Raw genomic sequence first — 23541 nt, 5'->3', positions numbered from 1 at the left:
CTTTCCGGTCTGCGAAGCGGGGGATGGTGGAGCGGGCGGAGCGACGGCTCAGGGCCGGACGACGGCGGAAACCGGCGCCAGGGCCAGCCCCTTTTGCGGCAGGGTCTGCAGCCACTCGCGCAGGGCGGTGTAGCCCAGCGGCGTCGGCTCGATCACCGCAACCGCGCTGCCGCGCTCGCGCGCGATGGTTTCCAGGGCCTTGAGTCGGGCGTCGATGGCGTCGCGGAACAGGCGCTCGTCCAGCTTGAGGTCGACCCGCGCCGTCGGCGGGGCCACGGCGGCCGGGCCGGAGGCGCTGGCCAGTTGCACGCCCGACGCCGGCTGCACGTACAGAAGGCCGGCGCGGCCGATGGCTTCCAGCACCGGCGCCATGATTTCCGTGTTGGCGGTCAGGGCGGCGCCGTCGCGGCCGATCAGGCCGGTGTAGCCGATGCCCTTGGTCATCAGCGTGTTCAGGCGGATCAGGTTGTCGTTGACGGGCAGCAGGGTGTTGAGCCCGAGCGGTCCCGGATCGTTGGCCGGAAAGCCGCGGCCTTCCATGGGCAGGGTCAGCATCACCTCGTGCCCGGCTTCGCGCGCCTGTGACATGCTTTCAGGCAGGTCGAAGCCGTAGGGGCTGAAGGCGAGCGTCACGCCCGGCGGCAGCTTCTCGATGGCGGCCGTGGTGGCGGCGGGGCGCATGCCCAGGTCGGTGACCACGATGGCGACGCGCGGCCGGCCCGGCGGCGCCTCGAAGGGCTTGGCATAGGTGCTCCACGCCTTTCGGCCGTCGGGCGCGGGAATGGGCATGGGGCCCGCCGGCGTTTCGCGCGTCAGGGCGGCGACGGGGGCCTCGCGCAGGGGCTCCATGTCGTCCTCGGGCACGGCGGGCAGTTCGTCGTAGGTCGGCGTGGGGCGCGCGTCGCGGGTGTCGGGAATGCGCGGTTCGTCGATCTCGGCCAGCGCCGGCGGCTGCGCGGTGGCGGGGGCGGCCGCCGTCTGCGTCTCGCCGGAGGTCTCGGCGGCGGGAGCGGTGTCCTCGGCGGCAGAGGCCGCCTCGCCGCGGTCCTCTGCGGGCTGATCGGTGGCGGCGGCGGTTTCGGCGGCGGCATCGGCCGTGCCGGCATCGCCGGCCTCGGCCGGGGCCTCGGCGGTCTGCGCCTGAGGCGCGTCCCCGGCCTCGCGCGCGGGGGCGGAGCCGCCATCCTCGGCGAGCCAGGGACGGCGGGCGATGGATTTGTCGGTGGCGGCGGTCGGGTCGAGCACCGCGCCCGTGTCGGTCTTTGCGCCGGCGTCGGCACTCTGAGCGTCGTCCTGCGCACCGCTCTCGCGCACGTCATCCAGGCCCGGTGCGGCGGGCATGGGAAGGCTGACCCTGCTGCCCGAACCGATGGGCGCCGTCGGCTCCGGGGTCGCCACTCCGGCCTCGGCCATGCGGGAACCCTCGGCGGCCTCGTCGCCCGTCAGCATCCACCACGCCGCGCCGCCCGCGATCAGCGCCGCGACCACGCCGACACCGGCCAGCATGGCCAGGCGCTTGCGCTTGCGGGCGCCGTGCCCGAGGACGTCGTCGTCGTCCTCCAGGTCGTCGCCCCAGTCCTCGTCTTCCAGGATGTCGGCGAAATCGCGCGGCTGGTCTGCGGCTCCGTTGCCGGCGGCGCCGGCGTCACCCTCGGGCGCACCGGCATCGTCATGGGCCAGGCCGTCATCCAGCCCCGGCCCAAGCGTGGCGCCGGTGAAGAACGGTTCCTCGCCGTCCTCGGCGACGGTCTTTTTCTTGCGGCTGAAGAGGCTCTTGAGGTTGAGAGCCATGGGCAGGGTCCTTTCGCTCGACCGGCGCGGCGGCTGTCAAGCCCCGCGCCGGTCTCGCATCTTAGCCTGTTAGCAGGGCGAAGTCAGCCCTGGCGCCCGTCGTAGAGCGCCAGACCGCGCAACAGGTCCAGCGCCCGGGTGAGCTGGTAGTCCTCGGGACGGACCTCCTCCTCGCCATCGGCCTCGACGGCCTGATCCTCGGCCTCGCTTTCGGGCACGGCGTCTTCCTGCGGGTTCTGCGGCAGGTCGAGCGCGCCGCGCAACGTGGCTTCGCTGCGGCGCGGGAAGGTGCGGTCGATTTCCTCGATCACCGCCTGCTTGACGCGGATGTCCGGCTCGATGCCCAGCGCCTGGATGGAGCGGCCGGACGGCGTGTAGTAGCGCGCCGTGGTCAGCCGCATGGCGCCGTGGCCCGGCAGCGGGACGATGGTCTGCACCGAGCCCTTGCCGAAGCTCTTGGTGCCCAGCACGATTGCGCGGCGGTGGTCCTGCAGCGCGCCGGCGACGATTTCGGATGCCGAGGCGGAGCCGTCGTTGATCAGCACGACGATGGGCTTGCCATCGGTCAGGTCGCCCTCGCGGGCGTTGAACCGCTGGGTTTCGTCGGCGTCGCGGGCGCGGGTGGAGACGATCTCGCCGCTTTCCAGGAAGGCGTCGGACACCGCCACCGCCTGGTCGAGCAGGCCGCCCGGGTTGTTGCGCAGGTCGAGGACCCAGCCCTTGACGTTCTCGGGGCCGATCTCCTCCTTCAACTGCTCGACGGCCTCTTCCAGCGTGTCGAAGGTCTTGTTGCTGAACGAGGTCACGCGCAGGTAGCCGATGTCGCCCTCGCGGCGCGACCGCACAGAGCGGATCTCGATGATGGCGCGCGTCAGGGTGACCTCGAAGGGCTCCTGGTCGTCGCGGCGGATGGTCAGGGTCAGGTCGGTGTCGACCGGGCCGCGCATCTTGTCGACGGCGTCCTGCAGCGACAGGCCGATGACCTCTTCATCGCCGATGTGGGTGATCAGGTCGCCGGGCTGCAGGCCGGCGCGGAAGGCCGGCGTGTCGTCGATGGGGGACACGACCTTGATCAGGCCGTTCTCCATGGTGACCTCGATGCCCAGGCCGCCGAACTCGCCGCGCGTCTGGACCTGCATGTCCTTGAAGTTGTCGGCGTTCAGGTAGCTGGAGTGGGGGTCCAGGTCCGTCAGCATGCCGTTGATGGCCGCCTCGATCAGTTCCTGGTCGCCGACCTCTTCGACGTAGTCGCGGCGCACGCGCTCGAACACGTCGCCGAACAGGTCCAGCAGGCGATAGGTTTCTTCGGTGTTGTCGGGCGTTTCCGCGGCCTGCGGCGTGGGCACGCCGACCGAGAGGAAGGCCAGGGCGGTCGCCGCAATCGCTAGTTTACGCTTCATCCGCTGATTTTGCCTTTGTTCGCCGTGAGCCAGGGCATGGGGTTGATCGGCTGGCCGTCCCGGCGGAGTTCTACATAAAGGGACGGGGTTTCGGCCCCATCCATCAATCCGACGGGCTCTCCCGCCAGCAGGCGCTGCCCGACCTGCGCGTCGATGCGCGCCATTCCTGAGAGCAATGTATGATAGCCGTCGGCGTGTTCAAGGATCAAGAGATGCCCGTAGCCGCGGAAGGGGCCGGAAAACGCCACCACGCCGTCGGCAGGGGCCACCACGGTGGCGCCGGCGCGGGTTTCCACCACCATCCCGCGCGAGGAATTGCCCGGCGTCAGTTCGTCGCCGAAGCTGGTGATGATGCGCCCGCGCGCCGGCAGGGGCATGGCGCCCCGCATGCTTTCCAGCGGCCGCAGGGCCACCGGCTTGATGTCGGCGGCCGCCGGGCGTGACGCGGTTTGCGCCGGCGGAGAGGCGGGCGCGGCCGGTCGCGGCGGAGGCGGCACCACGCCGCCGCTGGCCGCGGCGGTGCGCGGTGTCTGCGGCGGCTGCGGCTTGGCGGCGGGCATGGCGACGCGGCGTTCGTCGGGCGTCGCCGGCTTGGGGCCGGCCAGGGCCGCCAGTTGGCGGGCCAGGGCCAACTCCCGCTGGCGCGCCAGTTCCGCCTCGCGCTTGCGGCGCTCCTCGGCTAGCGTCGCCAGGAACTCCTTCATGCTCTCGGCCTCTTCCGCCAGGTCGCGGGCCTGACGGGCGGCCTGTTCGGAGCGCTGCGAGGTGTTCTCCATGAGCCGGGCCTTTTCCCCCACCAGGGTCTGCAGGCGGGCGTGCTCGGCCTCGAACTCCGCGCCCAGGCCGGCGATCTCGTCGCGCTGGGCGGCGATGGCGGTCTCCACCTCTTCAAGCGCGACCAGGTCGGCGCGCAGGGCTTCGGCTTCACGGGCCAGGGCCGGCACGGCCGAGCGCAGCAGCAGGGCCGAGCGCACCGTGTCCTCTGCCGGCGCCGGCTGCATGAGGAGCGTTTCCTTGGGCCGCCACGACAGCCGTTGCAGGGCGGTCAGCACCTTGGCCATCTGCTCGCGCCGCTCCGCCAGACCGTCGCGCAGGGCCGTTTCCTCGCGCTGGAGGTCGCGCAGGCGGGTTTCCAGATAGGACAGGCTTTCCTCGTAGTCCTGCACCTTGGCGGCGGCGGCGACCAGGCGATCGCGCAGGGACCGTACCTCGACGTTGAGGCTCTGCGCCTTCCGGGAAAGGGTTTTCTCCTGCGCCCGGCTTTCCTCGAGCTTGCGGCGGATCTGCTCCAGCTCTTCGTGGGTGCGGGTCTCGTCGGTGTCCGGCGGCGGCGGCAGGAGCGGTCCGTCCTGCGCCGCCCGCGCTGCCGGCACGGACCACCCGCCGCCGCCCCCGAAAAGCATCAGGGCGGCGAGGGCGACGCCGAGCGCCGGGCGGGTGAGGCGCGGGAGCAGGGGCACGGGCCCTCCCACAGGAACAGGAACGGCGTCCGGCCACAGCAAGCGGCCGGACGCGGCGGATCACTCGGCGGCGGCGGCCCTGCCGGTGCGGCCGATGAGCGAGTGGCCGGTCATCTCGGCGGGCTGCGGCTGACCCATGAGCGCCAGAATGGTGGGCGCCAGGTCGGCCAGGCGGCCGTCGGACAGGCTGTCGACCCCCTCCGGCCCGTTGACCAGCACCGCATCCACCTTGCCGATGGTATGGGCGGTGTGCGGCGCGCCCGTCTTGGGGTCGCGCATCATCTCGGCGTTGCCGTGGTCGGCGGTGACGATCATGGTGCCGCCCGCCTTCTTCAGCGCCTCTTCCAGGCGGCCGAGGCTCATGTCCACGGTCTCGGCGGCCTTCATGGCGGCGTCCAGCATGCCCGTGTGGCCGACCATGTCGCCGTTTGCGAAGTTGACCACGATCAGGTCGAAGCTGCCGCCCTCGATGGCCTCGACCAGCTTGTCGGTGACCTCGGGGGCGCTCATTTCCGGCTGCAGGTCGTAGGTGGCGACCTTGGGGCTGGGCACCAGGATGCGTTCCTCGCCGGGGTAGACCGTCTCTTCGCCGCCGTTCAGGAAGAAGGTGACGTGGGCGTATTTCTCGGTCTCGGCGATACGGAGCTGCTTGAGGCCCGCGTCGGCGACCACCTGGCCCAGGATGCCGGTCAGGGTCTCGGGCGGGAACAGGGCCGTCAGCCACTTGGTATGCGCCTTGGAGTATTCCGTCATGCCGGCGGCGGCGGCGAAGTCCACCACGCGGCTGCGCGCCCAGCCGTCGAAGCCTTCGTCGAGAAGCGCCTGGGTGATCTCGCGGGCGCGGTCGGCGCGGAAGTTGGCGAACAGCACGCCGTCGCCGTCCTTCGCCCCGGCGTAATCGCCGATGATGGCCGGCACGATGAATTCGTCGGTCTTGCCGTCGGAGTAGGAGGAGCCAACGAGTTCCAGCGCATCGGGGTGCGTGGCGCCGGTGCCGTCCACGATGGCGTCATAGGCTTTCTGCACGCGGTCCCAGCGGTTGTCGCGGTCCATGGCGAAGTAGCGCCCGGAGACCGTGGCGACCGAGACGCCGGCCAGCCCGTCGATATCCTTCAGGAACCTGGCGAGGAAATCCTTGCCGCTTTCCGGCGGGGTGTCGCGGCCGTCCATGAAGGCATGGACGCGCACCTTTACGCCGGCCTCGGAACAGGCCTTGGCCAGCGCGACCATGTGGTCCTGGTGGCTGTGCACGCCACCGGGGCTCATGAGGCCCATGAGATGGGCGGTGCCGCCGGTTGTCTTCAGCGCGTCGATGAAGGCGGTGAGTTCGGGGTTGGAGAAGAACGAGCCGTCCTCGATGGCGCTGTCGATGCGCGGCAGGTCCTGCATGACGACGCGCCCGGCGCCGATGTTCATGTGCCCCACCTCGGAGTTGCCCATCTGTCCTTCCGGCAGCCCCACGGCATTGCCCGAGGTCTCCACCAGCGCCTTGGGGCACGAGGCCACGAGGCGGTCCCAATTGGGGGTCTTGGCGAGGGCGATGGCGTTGTCCTCACGCTCCTCGCGGTGGCCCCAGCCGTCCAGGATGCACAGGACGACGGGCTTGGGCGGGCGGCGGTCGGTGGCAGCGGTCATCGGTCCCTCATCGGCTGAAACAACGGGTGTCAACGGCTGCCCCATAAATAGAGCGAACCAGCCGGGAGTTCCACCGGGGAAAGGAAGGGGAGGGGTGCGCAGGCTGCGCCAGCGGGCACATTTTCTTGCCGGAGTTGTGCAAGCTGATAAGCTTGCGCCAGGAAACAGGCAAAAATGTACCCCGGGCGCGTGCTAAGCAGAGGCGTCACCGGGGTGCCCGCCAACGAATTTAGCTCAAGGCGAAATCTTTACAAGCGGCCGCCTCGATAATGTTCCCACATCGTAACGATCTACTCAGCGGGCCGCCTACAAATGCAGTTGCCTCCAGCGGCGCCGTAACGCTATCACAACAAGCATCCTCACGCCCGATGATACGGGTGCCCCTCCAGGATGCTCTGCGCCCGGAACAACTGCTCGGCCAGCATGGCGCGGACCAGCATGTGGGGCCAGGTCATGGGGGAGAGGGACAGAAGCGCGTCAGCCCGCGCGCGCACCGCGTCGCCGTGGCCGTCCGCACCGCCGATGAGGAACGCGACACAGGGCGCGCCACGCTCCAGCCAGCCGCCGTAGACCTTGGCGAAGGCTTCCGACCCGTGGGTCTTGCCGCGCTCGTCCAGCGCCACCACCACCGCGCCCGCCGGCACGCAGGCCAGCAGAAGGTCGGCTTCGCGCGCCTTGCGTTCGGGGCCGGACACGGGCCGCTTTTCCTCCACCTCGCGCAGGTCGAGGGGAAGCTTCAGGCGGCTCGCGTACTGCTCGAACAGGGCGCGCTCGGGGCCTTTCTTCGCGCGCCCCACGGCGGCGAGCATCAGCTTCATCGGGTCGGTGTCATCCGTTTCCGGTCAGCCCGCCGCCCCTGTCCGTCCTGAGCCCCGGCAAAGGACCCGGTCGCGGAGGCGGCGGCGGTCAGGGCCTCACGCCGGCGAGGGCGCGAACGAGCCCGCGGACGGCGCCATGGCGCGCGCCGGCGGCGCCACGCCCCACATCTTTTCCAGATTGTAGAAGGCGCGAACCTCGGGCCGGAACAGGTGAACCACGACGTCCCCGGCATCCAGCAGGACCCAGTCGCCGGCGGCCTTGCCCTCGACGGTGACGCCGAGGCCCAGGGCCTTCAGCTTCTCCGCCAGGTGGTCGGCCATGGCCCCGACCTGCCGCGAGCTGCGGCCGGACGCAATGACCATGTATTCGGCGATGGAGGATTTACCGGCAAGGGCGATGACAGTGATGTCCTCGGCCTTGTCATCGTCGAGGGACGTCTCGACCAGGTCGACCACTTCCGCCGGGTCGATGGGCGCATGCGGGTCAGGTTTTATGGTTTCGCTCCATTGGCAAAACGGTGCGCGCCGTGACCAGTGGCCCCGCGGGACCCTCCCGGGGAGCCGCCGGCACCATGCCGGCCGGCGCGGATTGCGGTGGCGGATTGGGGATGTCGGCGAATGGGAAGAAAGACCCACGCCGGGGCCCTGGTTCCCGCAAGAACCGGCGCCTTCCGTAACGGCAGCCGATCCCTGGCGAATCGCCGCGCCGCCTTGCTCGCCAACGCCTGATAAGAATAGGGCGAACGGTCGAAGACGGCAACGGGCAGCGTGCGAAAGATCGATGACCACCGCCGCCAGCGATCAATCTGCACCAGGTTGTCCGCGCCCATGATCCAGACGAACCGGGCAAGCGGATACCGCAGGCGCAACACCCGGAGCGTGTCGGCGGTATACCGGGTGCCGAGCCGCGACTCGATGGTGGTCACGCGGATGCGCGGATGCGCCGCCACCATGCGCGCCCCGTCCGCCCGCTCCGTCTGCGGCGCCATGCCGCGCGAGGATTTCAGCGGGTTCTGCGGGCTGACCAGCCACCAGACCTCGTCCAGGTCCAGGCGCTTCAGTGCCTCCAACGAGATGTAGCGGTGGCCGTCGTGCGCCGGGTTGAAGGACCCGCCCAGCAGGCCGACGCGCACCCGCCGCCGGTCGCCGTAGGCCGGCAGCGGATCGCGCGGATCGGCGGCACCGCGAGGGCGGGCACACGTCACTTCGGCCGGCACTGGCCCTCGCCGCGCACCTTGTACTTGAAGGTCGTCAGCTGCTCCACGCCCACCGGGCCACGCGCGTGCAGCTTGCCGGTGGAGATGCCGATCTCCGCGCCCATGCCGAACTCGCCGCCGTCGGCGAACTGGGTGGAGGCGTTGTGCATGACGATGGCGCTGTCGACCTCGTTCATGAACCGCTCCGCCGCCGCGGCGTCCTCGGTGAGGATCGATTCGGTGTGCTGGCTGGAGTAGGTGTTGATGTGGCGGATGGCGTCGTCGATGCCGTCCACCACCTTCACGCTGATGATGGCGTCAAGGTATTCCGTCTGCCAGTCCAGTTCCCCGGCGGCGGCGACGCGATCGTCAGCCTTGCGCGTCGTCTCGTCGCCGCGCACCTCGCAGCCGGCGTCGATCAGGTCGCCCACGAGCTGCGGCAGCAGGCTTTCCGCCAGCGCCCGGTCCACCAGAAGGGTCTCGGTGGCGCCGCAAATGCCCGTGCGGCGCATCTTGGCGTTCACCACCACCTCGCGCGCCAGGTCCGGCTTGACGCTCGCGTGGACGTAGGTGTGGCAGATGCCGTCCAAGTGCTTGAACATGGGGATGCGGCTTTCCGCCGACAGCCGCTGGATCAGGCTCTTGCCGCCGCGCGGGACGATGACGTCGATGAAGTCCGTCGCCGTGATCATCGCGCCGACGAAGGCCCGGTCGGTGGTGGGTGCCATCTGGATGGCGTCGGCGGGCAGGCCGGCGGCCTCCAGCCCCTGCCGCAGGCAGGCCAGGATGGCGCGCGAGGAATGGAAGCTCTCCGACCCGCCGCGCAGCACCACCGCATTGCCCGACTTCAGGCAGAGCGCACCGGCATCGGCGGTGACGTTGGGGCGGCTTTCATAGATGACGCCGATGACGCCCAGCGGCACGCGCACGCGCTGGAGCTTGAGCCCGTTGGGCCGGTCCCACTCCGCCATCACCGACCCCACGGGATCGGGCAGCGCGGCGATGGCCTCCAGCCCCTGGGCCATGCCCTCGATGCGGGCGTCGGTCAGTTCCAGGCGGTCGAGCATGGCGGCCGTCAGCCCCTTCTCGCGGCCGGCGTCCATGTCCAGCGCGTTGGCGGCCTGGATTTCGGCGACGCCGGAGCGCAGGGCGGAGGCGGCGGCCTTCAGCGCGGCATCCTTCGGCCCCGACGGCGTGCGCGCGAGAACCAGGGCCGCGGCCTTGGCGCGGCGGCCGATGTCGGCCATCAGGTCGCGGACATCGACGCCCGAGGCGTCGCGGTCGGAAAGCACGTCGGTGGAAGCCATGGCGCCCTTATCCCTTGTGGTCGTTGTGCGATGACGATTTCAATCGGCATCGCTGCGTTCATGCGGCACGCAGCCTGACGCGCCATCAGGCGCGGCGGCCGGTCGGCCTTGCCGGGCGACAACTTACCAGAGTTGAGCGTCGCCCGGAGTCAAACATCCAGTACCAAATCATCGCGGTGGATCATCTCGTCGCGGCCACGGTAGCCGAGCAACTCGAAGATGTCCGCCGTTTTGTGGCCGGCGATCAGGCTGGCGTCGTGCGAGTTGTAGGCGACCAGCCCCTTGCCCAGCACGGCCCCGTCGTAATCCTTGATGAGCACTGCGTCGCCGCGCTCGAAGGTGCCCTCGATGGCGGTGATGCCCGCCGGCAGCAGCGAGCGCCCATCGCGCAGGGCCCGCGCCGCGCCGTCGTCCACATGCAGCGTGCCGGCCGGGCGAAGGCGGCCGGCGATCCAGGTCTTGCGGGCGGTGCGCGGCGTGTCCTTGGGCAGGAACCAAGTGCAACGCCCGGTCTCCTCCAGCCGGTTGATCGGGTGGTGCGGCTTGCCCAGCGCGATCGCCATGCGGGTGCCCGAGCCCATGCAGATGCGCGCCGCCATCAGCTTGGTGACCATGCCGCCGGTGCCCACACCGGGCCGGGCCTCGCCGGCCATGGCCTCGATCTCGGGCGTCAGGTCGCGCACCTCGGGGATCAGCTCGGCCGTTTCCACCGTCTTGGGGTCGGCGGTATAGAGGCCGTCGATGTCCGACAGCAGCACCAGCGCGTCGGCGCCGATCATCATGCCGACGCGGGCGGCCAGGCGGTCGTTGTCGCCAAAGCGGATTTCCGTGGTTGCGACCGTGTCATTCTCGTTGACAACCGGCACCGCGCCGTAGCGCAGCAAGGTGTCCATGGTGTTGCGCGCGTTGAGGTAGCGGCGACGGTCTTCCGTGTCGCCGATGGTCAGCAGCACCTGGGCGGCCGTCATGCCGTGGCCCGCGAAGGTTTCCTGGTAGGCGTGGGCGAGTCGGCCCTGGCCGGTGGCGGCGGCGGCCTGCTTTTCCTCAAGCCGAAGCCCGCCGCGCGGCAGGCCCAGGTGGCGGCGCCCCACGGCGATGGAGCCCGAGGTCACCACCACCACCTCCTGCCCGCGCGCCTTCATGGCGGCGATGTCGGCGGCGACGGTTTCAAGCCAGGCGCGATGCACCTCGCCGCGCTTTTCGTCCACCAGCAGCGCGGAGCCGATCTTGACCACCACCCGCTTGGCCTCGGCCAGCGGGGAGCCGGCGCCCGCCGTGGCGGGCAGCGCCGAGTCGCCGTCGGTCAGGGATGCCATCCGCCGGTCTCCTGCTGCGCCGAGTCGCCGTCGTGGTCGCGCGACTCGGCCTCGTCCTCCGCCTCCAGGTCCTCGCCGGCCTCGGCGGCCATTTCGGCGTGGCGGGCGGCGCGGGCCTCCAGCGCGTAGCCGAGCATCTTCTTCAGCACCGGGTCCAGCCCGTCGCGCGCCACCGAACTGATGGCGAAGATGGAGTCGCGGCTCTGCCCGCTCTCGGCGGCCAGCGCGTCCTTCAACTCGTCCACGATCTCGGGGATCAGGGCGTCGGTCTTGCTGATGGCGATGATCTCGGGCTTGTCGGCCAGGCCGTCGCCGTATTCCTCCAACTCGTGGCGGATGGTGCGGTAGTGCTCGGCCACGTTGTCGTAGTCCGTGCCGTCGATCAGGTGCAGCAGCACGCCGCAGCGCTCCACATGCCCCAGGAACCGGGTGCCGAGGCCGGCACCCTCGCTCGCGCCCTCGATCAGGCCGGGGATGTCGGCGATGATGAATTCCTGCCCCGCCGTGTAGCAGACGCCGAGGTTGGGGTGCAGCGTGGTGAACGGATAGTCCGCCACCTTGGGGCGGGCGCGGGTGACGGCGGACAGGAACGTGGACTTGCCGGCGTTGGGCAGGCCCACCAGACCGGCGTCGGCGATGAGCTTGAGGCGCAGCCACACCCACATCTCCTGCCCTTCCTGGCCCGGATTCGCATGGCGCGGGGCCTGGTTGGTGGAGGACTTGAAGTAGGCGTTGCCGAACCCGCCGTTGCCGCCGCGCAGCAGGGTCACGCGCTGGCCGGGGCGGATCATGTCGGCCAGGACCTCGTCCTTGTCGTCGGACATGATCTGGGTGCCGACGGGCACCTTGATGACGATGTCCTTGCCGCCGCGGCCGTGGCGGTCGCGGCCCATGCCGTCGATGCCGCGCTCGGCCTTGAAGTGCTGCTGATAGCGGAAATCGATGAGCGTGTTGAGGTTGCCGGCGGCCTCGAAGACAACGTCGCCGCCGCGTCCGCCGTCGCCGCCGTCGGGTCCGCCGAACTCGATGAACTTCTCGCGGCGGAACGAGACGCAGCCGTTGCCGCCGTTGCCGCTGCGCAGATAGATCTTGGCCTGGTCGAGGAACTTCATGACGGGATCAGCTTTCAACAAACACGAAAAGAGGGGAACGGTGCGATCCGTTCCCCTCTTTATCTTAATGGTCCGCCAGGTCAGGGCCCTGGAGCGGGTCCTTAAGCCTGCGGCGCGTCCACGGACACGAAGACGCGGCCCTTCCACCCCTTGCGGAACGACACGTTGCCGTCGCGGGTGGCGAAGATGGTGTAGTCACGGCCCAGGCCGACACCCTCGCCCGGGTGCCACTTGGTGCCGCGCTGACGGATGATGATGTTGCCGGCGATGACCTTCTCGCCGCCGAACTTCTTCACGCCGAGGCGCTTACCGGCGGTATCGCGCCCGTTACGGGAGCTACCGCCTGCCTTTTTATGAGCCATACCGTGCTCTCCTTAACCTGAACTGTCGGGCCCTGGGATCAGCCGGTGATGCCGGTGATCTTGACCAGGGTCTTGTGCTGGCGGTGGCCGTTCTTGCGACGGTAGTTCTGGCGGCGCTTCTTCTTGAAGACGATGACCTTGTCGTCGCGGAACTGCTTGAGGACCTCGCCCGTCACGGACGCGCCGTCCACGATCGGGGCGCCGACCTTGTCGCCGACCATCAGCACGGTGTCGAACGTGACGGACTCGCCCGCCTCGGAGCCGAGCTTCTCGATGGCGATGACGTCGTCCTGAGCGACCTTGTACTGCTTCCCGCCGGTCTTGATGACTGCGAACATGGTGGTGCAACCTTGACTGAAACGTGGGCGGAGCGAGGCCCCGCGGATGGAGCCGGGAAATATACAGACGCCGCCGCGCCTGTCAATGCCCGTATCGGGCTTTTTCAGGCGGGCGTCTGGAGGCCGCTTTAACCGGCGTTTTCGGCCGGTGTGCGACGGCGTGTCCGTAAGAGCCCCGGGGGTTGAACGGGCCGCGTGGGGGTATCGTGAAAATTTTTCGACGCCCCTGTTGCGTGGGATCGGAGCTTACGTTATGTATCGGCCTCCCGCAAGCGACCGACGCAAAAATCTGCGGCCTTTTCAGTGCGGAGAGGTGCCGGAGCGGTCGAACGGGGCGGTCTCGAAAACCGTTGTCCCTTCACGGGGACCGTGGGTTCGAATCCCACCCTCTCCGCCATTATCCTGTAGCGAACCCGAGATGAGGCTCCCGTTGGGGGCCTTTTTCTTTTTGTTTCAAAGGCGTTTAGCCGAGGCGGCCGAACCTCGGAGACTGGCGCCGGGCCGAATTTCCGTCTCTGAACGGCCCTCCGTCTCTAACCGAGCGAACCTCGTCCGTCCCGGTTCGGCTTTGCAAGAACCAACTTTTCCAGGGAGTTTTGCAGGTCGCTGAACAATGTATTCAGCGGGCGTTCTTCCGGTTTCCGAGGTCATCCCGAGAACGCGAAGTAGGCGTTATGCAGCGAAAATGACCTGCTCCCCGCAAACCTTATTCACCAGGCCCCGCGACGGGTACCCACCAGGCGGTAAGATCTTCCAATGGTCACTGGACAACCGTGACCTCAGGGCGCGCACCCTTGGAGAAAAGCGCTTCCACCATCGCTCGATGTTCCCGTGCGATCGTTGCTTCTTCGATCCCCAGCCGCTTCCCATAGGCCTCGCTCATAGCGCTCATGAGGTCGATAACATCCGAGCTCAGCAGTTCCGCCTTGGTCGGCAGCGTCAAGAGATAGGCGAGTTCGGCAAGCGGCTTGACGTAGCGCCTGAGGCGTTCCCGCTCGCGGGGCGCGACTGGTGCTGTGAGGCAGGCCTGCAAGCACCAATAACAGGTAGCCCAGCATTCCAAGATGTCGTCGGGGATCTGATCGTGTTCCCCGGTCAGGTAGAGGTGCCGGATGCCGGGGTTGTTGCCGCCGAAGAGCTCAAAGAGAGCGCGGCCGATCACTATCGGCCAGCTATTCGGATCGCCTTCCGAAGGGAAGGCAAGACCTGTAACCGCAATCCCTTGGCTTTGGAAATCTTCGTTGCAGCGACCGGAAGGGCGGCCGTGCAGATGATCATCAGCAGCGCCCGTAGGCGAATGACGTCGTGAATATCAAGAGCTCCGCTTTCCTTGCGTTCTCTAATTCGCTTGCTGAAAGCCGTTACAGCGGCGACGATCTGATCCTTCGTTGCCTTCTTTGCTGCCGCCGCCTTTCGATGCTCCGCCCGCTCGCGCTCTTCTTCCTCACGGCGGGTCTTCTCGGTGTCGAAATCTTCGCCGGCATCTAGCGCAGCTTGGCCGTCGCCGGTCTCATCGCCGAGGTCGAATGCCCCTGCCGGCAGCGGAGCTCCCTCCTCTTCATCATCCTGATCAACTGCACCGAGGCCGATCACCCGGTTGAGGAAGTTGCGGACGATGGAGACATCGCTTCCGGCGAGGCTATTGTGGGGCAGCTGGTTTTCCGTTCGCGGCCTTCGCCCTGCGATGAACTGCTCGTAGCTGAGCGTCGTATACGCAGCGTTGCTTGGCTCGTCTTTGCGCGTCTTCGGGATCGATATGGGTTCCTTGCCCGTCCGCTCACCCTGTTCAATCCGCTCGAGAACGCCCAGCACATCGAGGAGCATCAGACTCGCTTCGGTCTCGTCGTCCAGTAGCCGTAGTGCGTTATCGGCTTGGCGGGAGGACGTTTCCCGGACGACCGCACGCAGGCGATCAATCAGCGTGACGATTGATGGTGCGGAGACCCGCCCATCCTTGTGCTGCGCCCGTGCGAATGCCGGGCGCTCCTGTGTGTCGCCGATCTCAAACCGCAGGGTGTCGCCGCTGCTGGCGAGCGGCGAGAGACGGCAGGGCATCGGCTTTCCGTGTTGATCGAGGAGAGTGATGGTGCTCTCTGCAGGATCGAATGCATCGCTGGGGCACCAAGTAAGTGTGTCGACGCGGCACTCGAACTTGCCTGAATTCAAAGCCGCCAGCTCGCCCAACGGCAACTCCTCGTCGAGGTCCAGGTCCGGTAGAGCGGCCGGATCGAGTTGCCGCTCGCTCGTCAGTACGGCGCCGAGGCCGAGCGCATCGACGGTGGAGCCGGGCGGGAGACGCCGATAGAGGCAGGCCTCTTCGTTCGATCCGGCGAAGTCCGCATGACCGAGCGCAGGTAGCGTGCAATTCGCGCTGCCCACCAGTACATGATCGGCAGTCGTCGTCCGTGCAATGATGGCCTTGGCGTGGATGAAGCGGCCTTTCCGGAAGTCACCGCGGTCGTAAATGCGGACCCCCTGAACTTCGCCGAGCGCCCACTTCGGGAAGACGGTGCACTCGGGTTCGAGCAGAACCGAGATTTCGCCAGGGGAGAGCCGCTCAGCCAGGTACGAAAGTGCAGCCAAGTTGGGATCCCAGTAAGGGCTGATTACGATCAGTCGCTCGACGGGCTCACCCACCAGCTCGGTGAAGCGCCGGCCGATGCCCAAATTCTCCCCGGTGGTCAGGAGGGCAGCGAGCGTTCCGTCGGCGAGACTGACCAGGCCGGTCGCCGGGGTGGCCTTGGCAAGCCAGGGGGCACGCGTGAGCATCCACTCGACCTGGGCCGCGGTCGCCTGCTGATCCCCGTTTAGGAAGCGAGAGAGATACTGCCATCCCGCAGCGACGAGCCGTTGTTCGCCCGAATCCAGTTCGTCCGATACGACCATACCGGCAAGTTCGAGGTTGCCGCCGAGGCCAGGTGTCGTCAAGTTCGCGGAACTGACGATCAGGCGTCCACGGCGGCGGCCGACTTGCAGGAAAAGCTTCGGATGGAATGCTCCCTGCGCGCTGATACCGTTGATCGTATAGAGCCGCCCTGCATGGTGGGGCAGTGCCGATGCGCCGCAGAGCGCATGAGTGAGCATGCGTCCGTCGGCGAGAACGAGATTGTTGCGACACCCGGCGCCACGGAGCCGCGGCAGCACGATGTTCTCATAGGCATCGAAATCGATCCCGAAACTGGTCGCGATGCTCGTGTGGAATTCCTTGTCGGCGAAACGTTCATAGAGCTTCATGCGACACCCGCCGCTGCCGCTCCGTAGTCGGTGAGCCCTTGCCCGCCGACAAGGTGGATGTCTTTGAGGAACGTGATCGCGGGGCCGAGGCGCGGGTTCGTGAAGACAGGCCCATCCTTTCCACGCAGCCTGAGCTTTCCTTCATCGCGCTCAATCAGGAACGTGTAATCGCCGGCCCGTAGTTTTTGCAGAGCGACCCACAAGTGCCGCTGCACGACACGCTGTTCGAGAAGTCTTCCCAGAAGCGCTTCAAAGGGCTCGCCCGCGTGCGCCTCCAGAAAACGGATTTCCGTCAGCAGGGAGTGAAACGCTTCCGGATTGAACCGACACAGGACGGAGGCGATGTCCCGATCTTCGTCGCGCACCCGCCTATGCAGGATGGCGAGGAGCCTCACCGCATTCCAGGCGATCTCCGGTGGACAGACGCTCGCGTCGTTCCGCCCGGCACGCTTCATGATGGAAAGGGATAATGAGAACTCCGAGCCCTCGTCATCCGCTGCATAGGCGTTCGAGGCAGGACGCGAGGCATCGATGAACGCGGTCCAGTGTGCTGGCGTCCCCGGTGCCGTCCGCAATATTCTCTCTACGCACAGCGGAATCAGCCGTGACAGGGCAATGCCGGCCGGGTAGTCGGCGAGAGTGTCGAGGGTGAATTTGAGCAGCGTCTCGTAGGCGACGTGGCAGAGATCGTTGGCGTGATAGACCCACCATAGCTGTCTTTGCGCCTCAAGCTCGGGCGATCCGAGATCGAGTGCGTGGCCTTGCTGGTCGCAGCCAGCAAAGAGTATCCAGCGTACCTCCTCGGGAACGGGCTCGCGCCCGAGCAAGGCCGCGACTTTCAGAATCAGCAGGATGCTGGCGCGGCGAGCGCGCGCTCGGCCGTCGGTGGGACCGAAGGGCTCGAGAAGAATCTCGTGATAGAGATCACGCTCTTCACCCGAGAACGCGATCTCGGACGGAGCGAGGGGACGGAGCTCGTCGAGTTCGCCATTCGTGACGCTGCCACGTTGCACAATGTCGTAGAACGACCTCGCCAACTCACCCACGCTACTCTCGAAGACGGCTGCCAGCCGTTCGCCGATCTCCTTACTGGGCAACGGGAGTTCGTGTTCGTTCGATTGATCGAAGATGCCGATCTCGAACAACTGGCTGCGGTAGGCTGCGCCATAAGCGTCCCAGGCCTGCTTCAAGTAATAGTTCTCGCTCCCGGGCTCCGCCGCCTGCGCAAATTCGATGAGCCCGCTCTGGTTCTGGTCCAAGACTTTCTGCGCCCATTCGATGCCGGCGACGCCGCCCTCGCCGCCGTGCCAGTAGGCAATCAGCGCATAAAGCGCTTCTGCTCGGCGGATGAAACGCTTCCAGGACTCGGGGGTGGTGTCGCCGATCTTCTGCGCGTAGGTCCAGCAGAGCCAAGCGTAGAGTCCATAGTAACGCATCCGCAGCGTCACATTGCTGATACCGGGAAGGAAGGTCTGGTAAAGGCTGACGCTGCTATTCTGCATCCCCAGTGGATCGAGGCCGTTTTTCTTTCGGTATTCAGTCCATACCGTGCCCAGCGACAACCAGGATGGCCGCTCTGCCGACAATTACGATGGCCGCAGGGGGTGACCGTAGGGCGGGCGTAGCCCGGCCGGAGGTCGCCCCCTGCGGTGCGCGGTCTTCATAGACCCCGCCGACGGCCGTGATGGGAGACACTGGCGGTTCTCAACGACCAAGAAGAGACCGCCGGTGCCTGGAACCCACATCACGGACCATCAGGTGAAACTCTACATGAAGCACCGAGGACAACACACGCAGCGAGTCGCGGCCGCGAAGGCCGGGTTCAGCGAGAGGACGGCCCGGCGGATCGACCGGGACCCGCGCCTTCCTTCCCAGAAACGGGATCATCGCCACTGGCGCACCCGCGAGGATCCGCTGGAGGACGTCTGGGAGACGGACATCCTGCCGATGCTGGAGGGCGCGCCCGGCCTGAAGGCGGTCACCATCTTCGAGGAGCTGGAGCGGCGCTATCCGGATCAGAATTGGCCGTCGCGCCGGCGGACCCTGGAGCGCCGGATTCGGGAATGGCGCGCGCTGAAGGGGCCGGAGAAGGAGGTCATCTTTCGCCAGGCCAACCCGCCCGGCCGGATGGCCTTGTCGGACTTCACCGATGCCGCCGAGCTGGCGGTGATCATCAACGGGGCGCCGCTCGCGCACCGGCTCTACCATTTCACCCTGGCCTACTCGGGCTGGGAGTACGCCGAGGTGGTGCTGGGCGGCGAGAGCTTCATCGCCTTGGCCGCCGGTCTCCAGAACGCCCTGTGGTCCCTCGGCGGTGTCCCGGCCGAACATCGCACCGACAGCCTGTCGGCTGCCTTCCGGAACCTCGACAAGGAGGCCGCCCGGGACATGACGGAGCGTCATCAAGGTCTCTGTGACCACTACGGCATGGTCGCGAGCCGCAACAACCGCGGCGTCGCCCACGAGAACGGCGCTATCGAGAGCCGGAACGGCCACCTCAAGAGGGCTCTCGACCAGGCCCTTCTGCTGCGCGGGAGCCGGGACTTCCCTGATCTGGAGGCCTACCGCCGCTTCGTCGCCGAGGTGGTGGGGCGGGCCAATGCCCGTCGCCGCGAGATGCTGGCCGTCGAGAAGCCGGTTCTCCGCAGCCTGCCGCCGCGCCGGACGATGGATTACGAAGAGGCCCGGGTGCTGGTGACCAGCGCCGGCGGCTTCGTCCTGCGCCGGGTCTTTTACACGGCGCCGTCGCAGTTCATCGGCCACCATCTCCGCCTGCGCATCCACGACGACCGGCTTGAAGGCTTCCTCGGCGGCACCCCCGTTCTGACCCTGCCACGCGGTCGCGCGCCCTCCGGCAACGGCCATGGCTACGTCGTCAACTACCGCCACGTCATCCACAGCTTGCGACGCAAGCCCCAGGCCTTCCAGAACCTGGTCTACCGGGACCACCTGTTCCCCCGGACCGAATACCGGCGGGCCTGGGATGCCATGATGGCCTCCATGGACCCGCGCGTCGCCTGCCGGACCATGGTCGGCCTACTGGCCCTGGCGCACGACGCCGGCTGCGAGGCGGATCTGGCACGGCGACTGGGCGAGGATCTCGACCACGGACGGCTTCCCGACCTGGCCCTTCTGCGGATGACCTTCCCGGTTAGCGGCGGCACGATCCCGAACGTGACGGTGGCGCTGCCGTCGGCATCGGATTACGACATCCTCGTCGCGGGAGCCGGCCGATGAGCATCTCGGTTGACATCGCCAAGCTGCCGCTGCTCCTCACCGAGTTGCGGCTGCCGACCATCAAGCAGTTCTGGGAGGAATTCGCCGAGCGCGCCGACATGGAAGGCTGGCCCGCCAGCCGTTTCCTGGCGACGCTGGCTGAACTCGAACTCGCGGAACGGGAGCGCCGGCGCATCCAGCGGCACCTCGTGGCGGCCAGGCTGCCTTCGGGCAAGACCCTCGACACCTTCGACTTCTCGGCGGTGCCGATGGTCAGCAAGGCCCACGTCATGGCGCTCGCTGCCGGCGACGGCTGGCTGGACCAGGGCAAGAACCTGCTGTTCTTCGGTCCGCCCGGCGGCGGGAAGACCCACCTCAGCGCCGCCCTCGGCCACACGCTCATCGACAACGGGTTCCGCGTCCTGTTCACCAGGACGACCGATCTCGTCCAGCGCCTCCAGACGGCCCGGCAGGACCTCGCCCTGGCGAGCGCCATCGACAAGCTGGACAAGTACGACCTGCTGATCCTCGACGACCTGTCCTACGTCGAAAAGAGCCAGGCCGAGACCAGCGTCCTGTTCGAGTTGATCGCCGCCCGCTACGAGCGACGGTCGCTCTTGATCACGGCCAACCAGCCGTTCGGCCAGTGGGACCGGATCTTTCCTGACAAGGCCATGACCATCGCCGCCATCGACAGGCTGGTCCACCACGCCACGATCTTCGAGTTGAACGTCGAGAGCTACCGGCGCCGAACCGCGGTCGGCAGGGACGCCGCACCATCCGCGACAACTACCGACGCGGATAATTGTCGCCCGGCGACAACTACATCGGAGACCGGCGACAATTAGACTTGCCGGCGCCGCTGCGCGGCGCCACCATCGTCATCCCATCACGGCGACCGGCCATCGTAGTTGACGCCCACCGGCCTTCCTAATTGTCGCGCTACAATACCGGGTAGTTTATGGCGACGTTTCCCTCATCAGTCATTGGCGACGACCTTTCCAGAGATCGTTCCAGTGTGATCCATGACGACCTCGGGCCGGAATGGGAGCTGACGACGCGGGAGTTCGGACACGGAGAGGTGAGGGTCTGCGATCCACCCTTCCAGCCGATCGACCGTCTCGGGTGCACCGAAGCGGTCATCGCGCTGCCGCCATGCCCACGCTGCCTGGACGGCGCAGAGCAGAGCGTCGAGATGATCGGCACCGGGGTCGTCGCAAAGGTCGTCTGGTGCTATTATGCCGAAGCCGTAGCGCCTTGGGGCTTCCTCGCGGAGGGCTTGCAGCAGATTGAGGCGCGCCTCGTGCTGATCGGTGGTTTGCTTTTTCCGTGTGTCGTTCTTATAGCTACGGCGACCGATGAAATGGCGGACGAGAACACCGGGATAGGCCTCTATGGCGATGCGTTGCGGATCGCCTTCGTGTAGGTGGGGAATGGTCACCCCGGAAGCCAGCAGGCGCGGGGCGCCCTCGAAGAACATCAGGCCGACCGGCACGCCGTAAAGCTTCTGCGGGCTTATTGATCCCGCGGCCTTGTCGGTCGCACGGCGATGCTCTTTGTCACCGGCGATCCGGTTCTCCTTATAGCCGTCCAGTGCCGCGCGAAAACCAGTGCGACCGAGCTGGCCCGCATGACGGACGTATGCGGCCCAAGACGGGGGCCAGCCGATGGTCTCAACGAAGCGGCGGGCCTGGCCAAAAGGAAAGTCGATTCCTGCAATCCACGGACCGGGCTTTGCCAGTGCCGCCTCGAAATTATCGTAGTTAGGCCACTCCTCCAAGGACTGGGTACGCAGAGCGTCGTCGTCGAGTATGCAATCAATACAGGTGATCGGCTTGCGCCGCGAAGGTCTGCTCGTGAAATCGATGCCCAGTATCTTCATGGCAGAACGATAGCCAAGGCACGGGCCAAATTCGAGCTTCATGTTTCTCGGGTCGGCGCGTCTGGCACGGCCGAACCCCGAATGGCCGTTCTGGGTGCCACGCTGCCCCTTAATTATCGAGAATGAGAGATTGCTTTGATCTGAGCAGGCTTCCCCTCTCAGCAGGCGGTACTATCTTTTTGAACCGAATACCACGTCCATCTGCTCCGCCCAAGGCCGGTCGGCGACAGCGACGAGGTCGTTCAGCGAAAGCGCCGGTGGCACGCGCCTGATGACGAGGTGCTCGATCACCTCCGGCGACAGATAGGCGAGTCGCATCATTCGGCTCACGAACCGGTCGGAGACCCTCTCGGCCGCCGCGATGTCCTGGATAGTGAAAGCGGTGCCCGTTTCCAACTGCCGCCGCCAGCTCCAGGCGCGGGCGATGGCGCGCAGCACATGCGGATCCTGCGCCCGCCCATCCCGCAAGGTCACCTCGTCGGGCGGGAGGATCCTCGGCCGCCCATTCCGCTTGCGGATCGTCAGGGGGATGACGACGCGGATGGTGTTCGTCGTGTCGGTCATGCGCGGGCCTCCGTCTGGTGGGGGGCCATCATGTCACGCAGGACCGAGCCCAGCCCGTCGTGGCGCAGATCGACGGCAATGCCGTCTTCGCCGACGGTCACCCGTTCGACCAGCAGCTGGACGATGCGGGTCTGCTCCGCCGGATAGAGCGCCGCCCAGAGCTGGTCGAACTCGCCGAGCGCCTGGACGACCGCCTTCTCATCGACCGTCGGGCTCTCTTCGCGAAGGGCCTTTATGGTCCGCGCCGCGACTTCGGGCGCGCGGATCATACGGCGGATTTCGCCGATGACGGCATCCTCAACCATGCCGGCGGGCAAGCGCAGCGGGCCGCAAGTCTCGCCGGCGGGGCGGTTTCGGATCAGGTCCATCGACGCGTAGTAGCGGTAGAGGCGCGTGCCCTTCTTCGTCGCCGTCGGCGTCATCGCTGTGCCCGTCTCGGTGAAGATGATCCCTTTCAGCAGGGCCGGCGTCTGGCGGCGGGTGTTCTTCGCCCGCAGGCGCGGGCTCTCCTGCAGGATGCTGTGAACCTTGTCCCAGAGGGCCTGATCGATGATGGCCTCGTGCTCGCCGGGATAGGCCGTGAGGTGGCCCCAAGAATCTGGACAGGTCGGTAAGCTCTGGGTTTTGCTCCTGGGGCGAGACAGGAGAAGACCGCATGAGCAAGAATCGTCGCAACCACAGCGCCTCCTTCAAGGCGAAGGTGGCGATGGAGGCGCTGTCCGGCGAGAAGACGGTGGCCGAGCTGAGCGCGAAGTACGACGTCCACCCGACGATGATCAACGCCTGGAAACGTACGCTGCGGGACCAAGCGGCCACGGCATTCGAGAAGGGCCCATCGAAGGCCGACAAGGACAAGGAGGCGCTGGTCGATGAGCTGTACAAGCAGATCGGCCAGTTGAAGGTCGAAAATGATTTTTTGGCCGTCAGGCTCAAGCGCTGAAGCGGGTGGAGCGCCGAGCCATGATCGACATTTCCCACCCCACGCTGAGCCTTACACGGCAATGCCGCCTGGTCGGCATCAGCCGGTCGTCGCTGTACTACCGTCCGGTGAACGACGACACGCCGAAGAACACCGAGGACCGGATGCTGATGGCGGCCATCGACCGCCACTTCCTGGATATGCCCTACTTGGGCAGCCGTCGCATGGCCGCCCTCCTGCGCCGCGAGGGCTGGTCCGTCGGCCGCAAACGGGTGCGACGCCTGATGCGGCTGATGGGCGTTCAAGCCGTCTATCGCCGGCCGCGGACCACGGTGCCGCACCCCGAGCACCGGGTCTATCCCTACCTGCTGCGCACGCTGGTCATCGACCGGCCGAACCAGGTGTGGGCTGCCGACATCACATACATTCCGATGCGTCGCGGCTTCCTGTACCTGGTCGCCATCATGGACTGGCACAGCCGCAAGGTGCTGTCGTGGCGGTTGTCCAACACCATGGACGCCGATTTCTGCGTCGCGGCGCTGGAACAGGCCCTGGAAACCTACGGCCCGCCCGAGATATTCAATAGCGACCAGGGCAGCCAGTTCACCAGCCTCGCCTTCACTGGGACGCTGAAGGCGGCGGGCGTGCGCATCAGCATGGACGGCAAGGGCCGCTGCATGGACAACATCTTCATTGAGCGCCTGTGGCGCAGCCTGAAGTACGAGGAGGTCTACCTGAAGGCCTACACCACTGGCAGCGAGGCCAAGGCCGGCATCGGCGCCTGGGTGCAAACCTACAACGAGCGGCGCCCGCACCAGGCCCTGGCCTATGCCACCCCCGATGAGGTTTACTGGCGAGGCCTGCCGGGCTCCGGGCTACGCTCCCGCTCCGCCCTCCGCCCGGCAGGCCTCGCCGCCTGACCGCGACTACCCACCAACCAAGCCCCAGGAGCAGAGCTTACAGAGCGCGCTGATCTGCCCGAACAACCGGG

The 23541-nt window shown here is 67.2% G+C and carries 21 protein-coding genes and 1 tRNA gene; 4 read left to right on the top strand and 18 right to left on the bottom strand.

Annotated features, from left to right (window positions below; genetic code table 11):
- Positions 1-48 precede the first annotated feature (48 nt).
- The 12 genes from LG334_RS21260 to rplU all read right to left on the bottom strand — a co-directional run bounded on the left by LG334_RS21260 (position 49) and on the right by rplU (position 12735).
- Positions 49-1791, bottom strand: coding sequence for a divergent polysaccharide deacetylase family protein (locus tag LG334_RS21260; RefSeq protein WP_404381259.1), 1743 nt, complete (start codon positions 1789-1791; stop codon positions 49-51).
- Positions 1792-1874: 83 nt separating this feature from the next.
- Positions 1875-3191 carry a S41 family peptidase gene (locus LG334_RS21255; protein ID WP_404381257.1) on the bottom strand — a complete coding sequence of 439 codons (1317 nt, stop codon included), beginning with the start codon at positions 3189-3191 and terminating at the stop codon, positions 1875-1877.
- Entirely contained in the window at positions 3188-4651 is a 1464-nt protein-coding gene (locus LG334_RS21250) for a murein hydrolase activator EnvC family protein (protein WP_404381255.1), read from the bottom strand. Before LG334_RS21250 ends, LG334_RS21255 begins: the two co-directional genes overlap by 4 nt.
- A gap of 60 nt (positions 4652-4711) precedes the next feature.
- Positions 4712-6286 (bottom strand): 2,3-bisphosphoglycerate-independent phosphoglycerate mutase, encoded by a 1575-nt coding sequence (gpmI, locus tag LG334_RS21245; RefSeq protein ID WP_404381253.1) that lies wholly within the window; start codon positions 6284-6286, stop codon positions 4712-4714.
- Positions 6287-6645: 359 nt separating this feature from the next.
- Complete coding sequence (rlmH, locus tag LG334_RS21240) at positions 6646-7104, bottom strand: 23S rRNA (pseudouridine(1915)-N(3))-methyltransferase RlmH (RefSeq protein ID WP_404381251.1); 459 nt, start codon at positions 7102-7104, stop codon at positions 6646-6648.
- A gap of 96 nt (positions 7105-7200) precedes the next feature.
- A complete protein-coding gene (rsfS, locus tag LG334_RS21235; protein ID WP_404381249.1) occupies positions 7201-7560 on the bottom strand; it encodes a ribosome silencing factor in 360 nt (119 codons plus the stop codon).
- Positions 7561-7595: 35 nt separating this feature from the next.
- Complete coding sequence (locus tag LG334_RS21230) at positions 7596-8321, bottom strand: nicotinate-nucleotide adenylyltransferase (protein ID WP_404381247.1); 726 nt, start codon at positions 8319-8321, stop codon at positions 7596-7598.
- Complete coding sequence (locus LG334_RS21225) at positions 8306-9607, bottom strand: glutamate-5-semialdehyde dehydrogenase (RefSeq protein ID WP_404381245.1); 1302 nt, start codon at positions 9605-9607, stop codon at positions 8306-8308. Before LG334_RS21225 ends, LG334_RS21230 begins: the two co-directional genes overlap by 16 nt.
- Before the next feature lie 149 nt (positions 9608-9756).
- Positions 9757-10923: a glutamate 5-kinase gene (proB, locus tag LG334_RS21220; protein ID WP_404381243.1), complete on the bottom strand. Its 1167-nt coding sequence runs from the start codon at positions 10921-10923 to the stop codon at positions 9757-9759.
- Positions 10911-12035: a GTPase ObgE gene (gene obgE / locus LG334_RS21215; protein WP_404381241.1), complete on the bottom strand. Its 1125-nt coding sequence runs from the start codon at positions 12033-12035 to the stop codon at positions 10911-10913. Before obgE ends, proB begins: the two co-directional genes overlap by 13 nt.
- A gap of 101 nt (positions 12036-12136) precedes the next feature.
- Positions 12137-12397, bottom strand: a complete 261-nt coding sequence (gene rpmA, locus LG334_RS21210) for a 50S ribosomal protein L27 (RefSeq protein ID WP_009538906.1) — start codon at positions 12395-12397, stop codon at positions 12137-12139.
- A 38-nt stretch (positions 12398-12435) separates the two neighbouring features.
- Positions 12436-12735, bottom strand: a complete 300-nt coding sequence (gene rplU / locus LG334_RS21205) for a 50S ribosomal protein L21 (RefSeq protein WP_009538907.1) — start codon at positions 12733-12735, stop codon at positions 12436-12438.
- Between the two features lie 307 nt (positions 12736-13042).
- On the opposite strand from rplU, the gene LG334_RS21200 reads away from it, so the two are divergent.
- Positions 13043-13132: transfer RNA gene (locus tag LG334_RS21200), tRNA-Ser, on the top strand.
- Between the two features lie 363 nt (positions 13133-13495).
- Here LG334_RS21200 and LG334_RS21195 read toward each other — a convergent pair.
- From LG334_RS21195 to LG334_RS21185, 3 genes are read right to left on the bottom strand one after another with little or no spacing between them, the layout of a single operon-like run.
- Complete coding sequence (locus LG334_RS21195) at positions 13496-13897, bottom strand: hypothetical protein (protein WP_404381238.1); 402 nt, start codon at positions 13895-13897, stop codon at positions 13496-13498.
- Positions 13897-15969 (bottom strand): hypothetical protein, encoded by a 2073-nt coding sequence (locus LG334_RS21190; RefSeq protein ID WP_404381236.1) that lies wholly within the window; start codon positions 15967-15969, stop codon positions 13897-13899. The genes LG334_RS21195 and LG334_RS21190 overlap by 1 nt, the downstream gene beginning before the upstream one ends.
- Positions 15966-17531 carry a hypothetical protein gene (locus LG334_RS21185; RefSeq protein WP_404381234.1) on the bottom strand — a complete coding sequence of 522 codons (1566 nt, stop codon included), beginning with the start codon at positions 17529-17531 and terminating at the stop codon, positions 15966-15968. Before LG334_RS21185 ends, LG334_RS21190 begins: the two co-directional genes overlap by 4 nt.
- Before the next feature lie 208 nt (positions 17532-17739).
- Here LG334_RS21185 and istA point away from each other — a divergent pair, with 208 nt between their 5' ends.
- Together istA and istB are read left to right on the top strand one after the other, a co-directional pair.
- Positions 17740-19206, top strand: coding sequence for an IS21 family transposase (gene istA / locus LG334_RS21180; RefSeq protein WP_404379163.1), 1467 nt, complete (start codon positions 17740-17742; stop codon positions 19204-19206).
- On the top strand, positions 19203-20033 hold the full coding sequence (gene istB, locus LG334_RS21175; protein WP_404379162.1) for an IS21-like element helper ATPase IstB: 831 nt from the start codon (positions 19203-19205) through the stop codon (positions 20031-20033). Before istA ends, istB begins: the two co-directional genes overlap by 4 nt.
- Before the next feature lie 131 nt (positions 20034-20164).
- Here istB and LG334_RS21170 read toward each other — a convergent pair whose 3' ends face one another.
- From LG334_RS21170 to LG334_RS21160, 3 genes are all read right to left on the bottom strand, one after another.
- Positions 20165-21109, bottom strand: coding sequence for a DUF429 domain-containing protein (locus LG334_RS21170; protein ID WP_404381232.1), 945 nt, complete (start codon positions 21107-21109; stop codon positions 20165-20167).
- 129 nt (positions 21110-21238) lie between these two features.
- Positions 21239-21631, bottom strand: coding sequence for a hypothetical protein (locus tag LG334_RS21165; RefSeq protein WP_404381230.1), 393 nt, complete (start codon positions 21629-21631; stop codon positions 21239-21241).
- Positions 21628-22053 carry a hypothetical protein gene (locus LG334_RS21160; RefSeq protein WP_404381228.1) on the bottom strand — a complete coding sequence of 142 codons (426 nt, stop codon included), beginning with the start codon at positions 22051-22053 and terminating at the stop codon, positions 21628-21630. Before LG334_RS21160 ends, LG334_RS21165 begins: the two co-directional genes overlap by 4 nt.
- A gap of 233 nt (positions 22054-22286) precedes the next feature.
- On the opposite strand from LG334_RS21160, the gene LG334_RS21155 reads away from it, so the two are divergent.
- Positions 22287-23470, top strand: a protein-coding gene (locus LG334_RS21155) for an IS3 family transposase (RefSeq protein WP_404379525.1) whose coding sequence is annotated in 2 segments (ribosomal slippage) — positions 22287-22563 and positions 22563-23470 — 1185 coding nt in all. Because the reading frame shifts where the segments join, the coding sequence is not laid out codon by codon here.
- Positions 23471-23541 lie beyond the last annotated feature (71 nt).

Origin of the sequence: Caenispirillum salinarum (genome assembly GCF_044803115.1) — a bacterium.
Classification (GTDB): domain Bacteria; phylum Pseudomonadota; class Alphaproteobacteria; order Rhodospirillales; family Rhodospirillaceae; genus Caenispirillum; species Caenispirillum salinarum_A.
The sequence above is the reverse complement of the archived record's forward strand: the minus strand, read 5'-3'. Positions and strand labels throughout refer to the sequence as shown.

Coding starts and splice junctions, on each gene's coding strand:
- LG334_RS21260 (WP_404381259.1), bottom strand. CDS start 1,791: ATGGCTCTCAACCTCAAGAGCCTCTTCAGCCGCAAGAAAAAGACCGTC.
- LG334_RS21255 (WP_404381257.1), bottom strand. CDS start 3,191: ATGAAGCGTAAACTAGCGATTGCGGCGACCGCCCTGGCCTTCCTCTCG.
- gpmI (WP_404381253.1), bottom strand. CDS start 6,286: ATGACCGCTGCCACCGACCGCCGCCCGCCCAAGCCCGTCGTCCTGTGC.
- rlmH (WP_404381251.1), bottom strand. CDS start 7,104: ATGAAGCTGATGCTCGCCGCCGTGGGGCGCGCGAAGAAAGGCCCCGAG.
- LG334_RS21225 (WP_404381245.1), bottom strand. CDS start 9,607: ATGGCTTCCACCGACGTGCTTTCCGACCGCGACGCCTCGGGCGTCGAT.
- proB (WP_404381243.1), bottom strand. CDS start 10,923: ATGGCATCCCTGACCGACGGCGACTCGGCGCTGCCCGCCACGGCGGGC.
- obgE (WP_404381241.1), bottom strand. CDS start 12,035: ATGAAGTTCCTCGACCAGGCCAAGATCTATCTGCGCAGCGGCAACGGC.
- rpmA (WP_009538906.1), bottom strand. CDS start 12,397: ATGGCTCATAAAAAGGCAGGCGGTAGCTCCCGTAACGGGCGCGATACC.
- rplU (WP_009538907.1), bottom strand. CDS start 12,735: ATGTTCGCAGTCATCAAGACCGGCGGGAAGCAGTACAAGGTCGCTCAG.
- LG334_RS21190 (WP_404381236.1), bottom strand. CDS start 15,969: ATGAAGCTCTATGAACGTTTCGCCGACAAGGAATTCCACACGAGCATC.
- istA (WP_404379163.1), top strand. CDS start 17,740: ATGAAGCACCGAGGACAACACACGCAGCGAGTCGCGGCCGCGAAGGCC.
- istB (WP_404379162.1), top strand. CDS start 19,203: ATGAGCATCTCGGTTGACATCGCCAAGCTGCCGCTGCTCCTCACCGAG.
- LG334_RS21170 (WP_404381232.1), bottom strand. CDS start 21,109: ATGAAGCTCGAATTTGGCCCGTGCCTTGGCTATCGTTCTGCCATGAAG.
- LG334_RS21165 (WP_404381230.1), bottom strand. CDS start 21,631: ATGACCGACACGACGAACACCATCCGCGTCGTCATCCCCCTGACGATC.
- LG334_RS21160 (WP_404381228.1), bottom strand. CDS start 22,053: ATGACGCCGACGGCGACGAAGAAGGGCACGCGCCTCTACCGCTACTAC.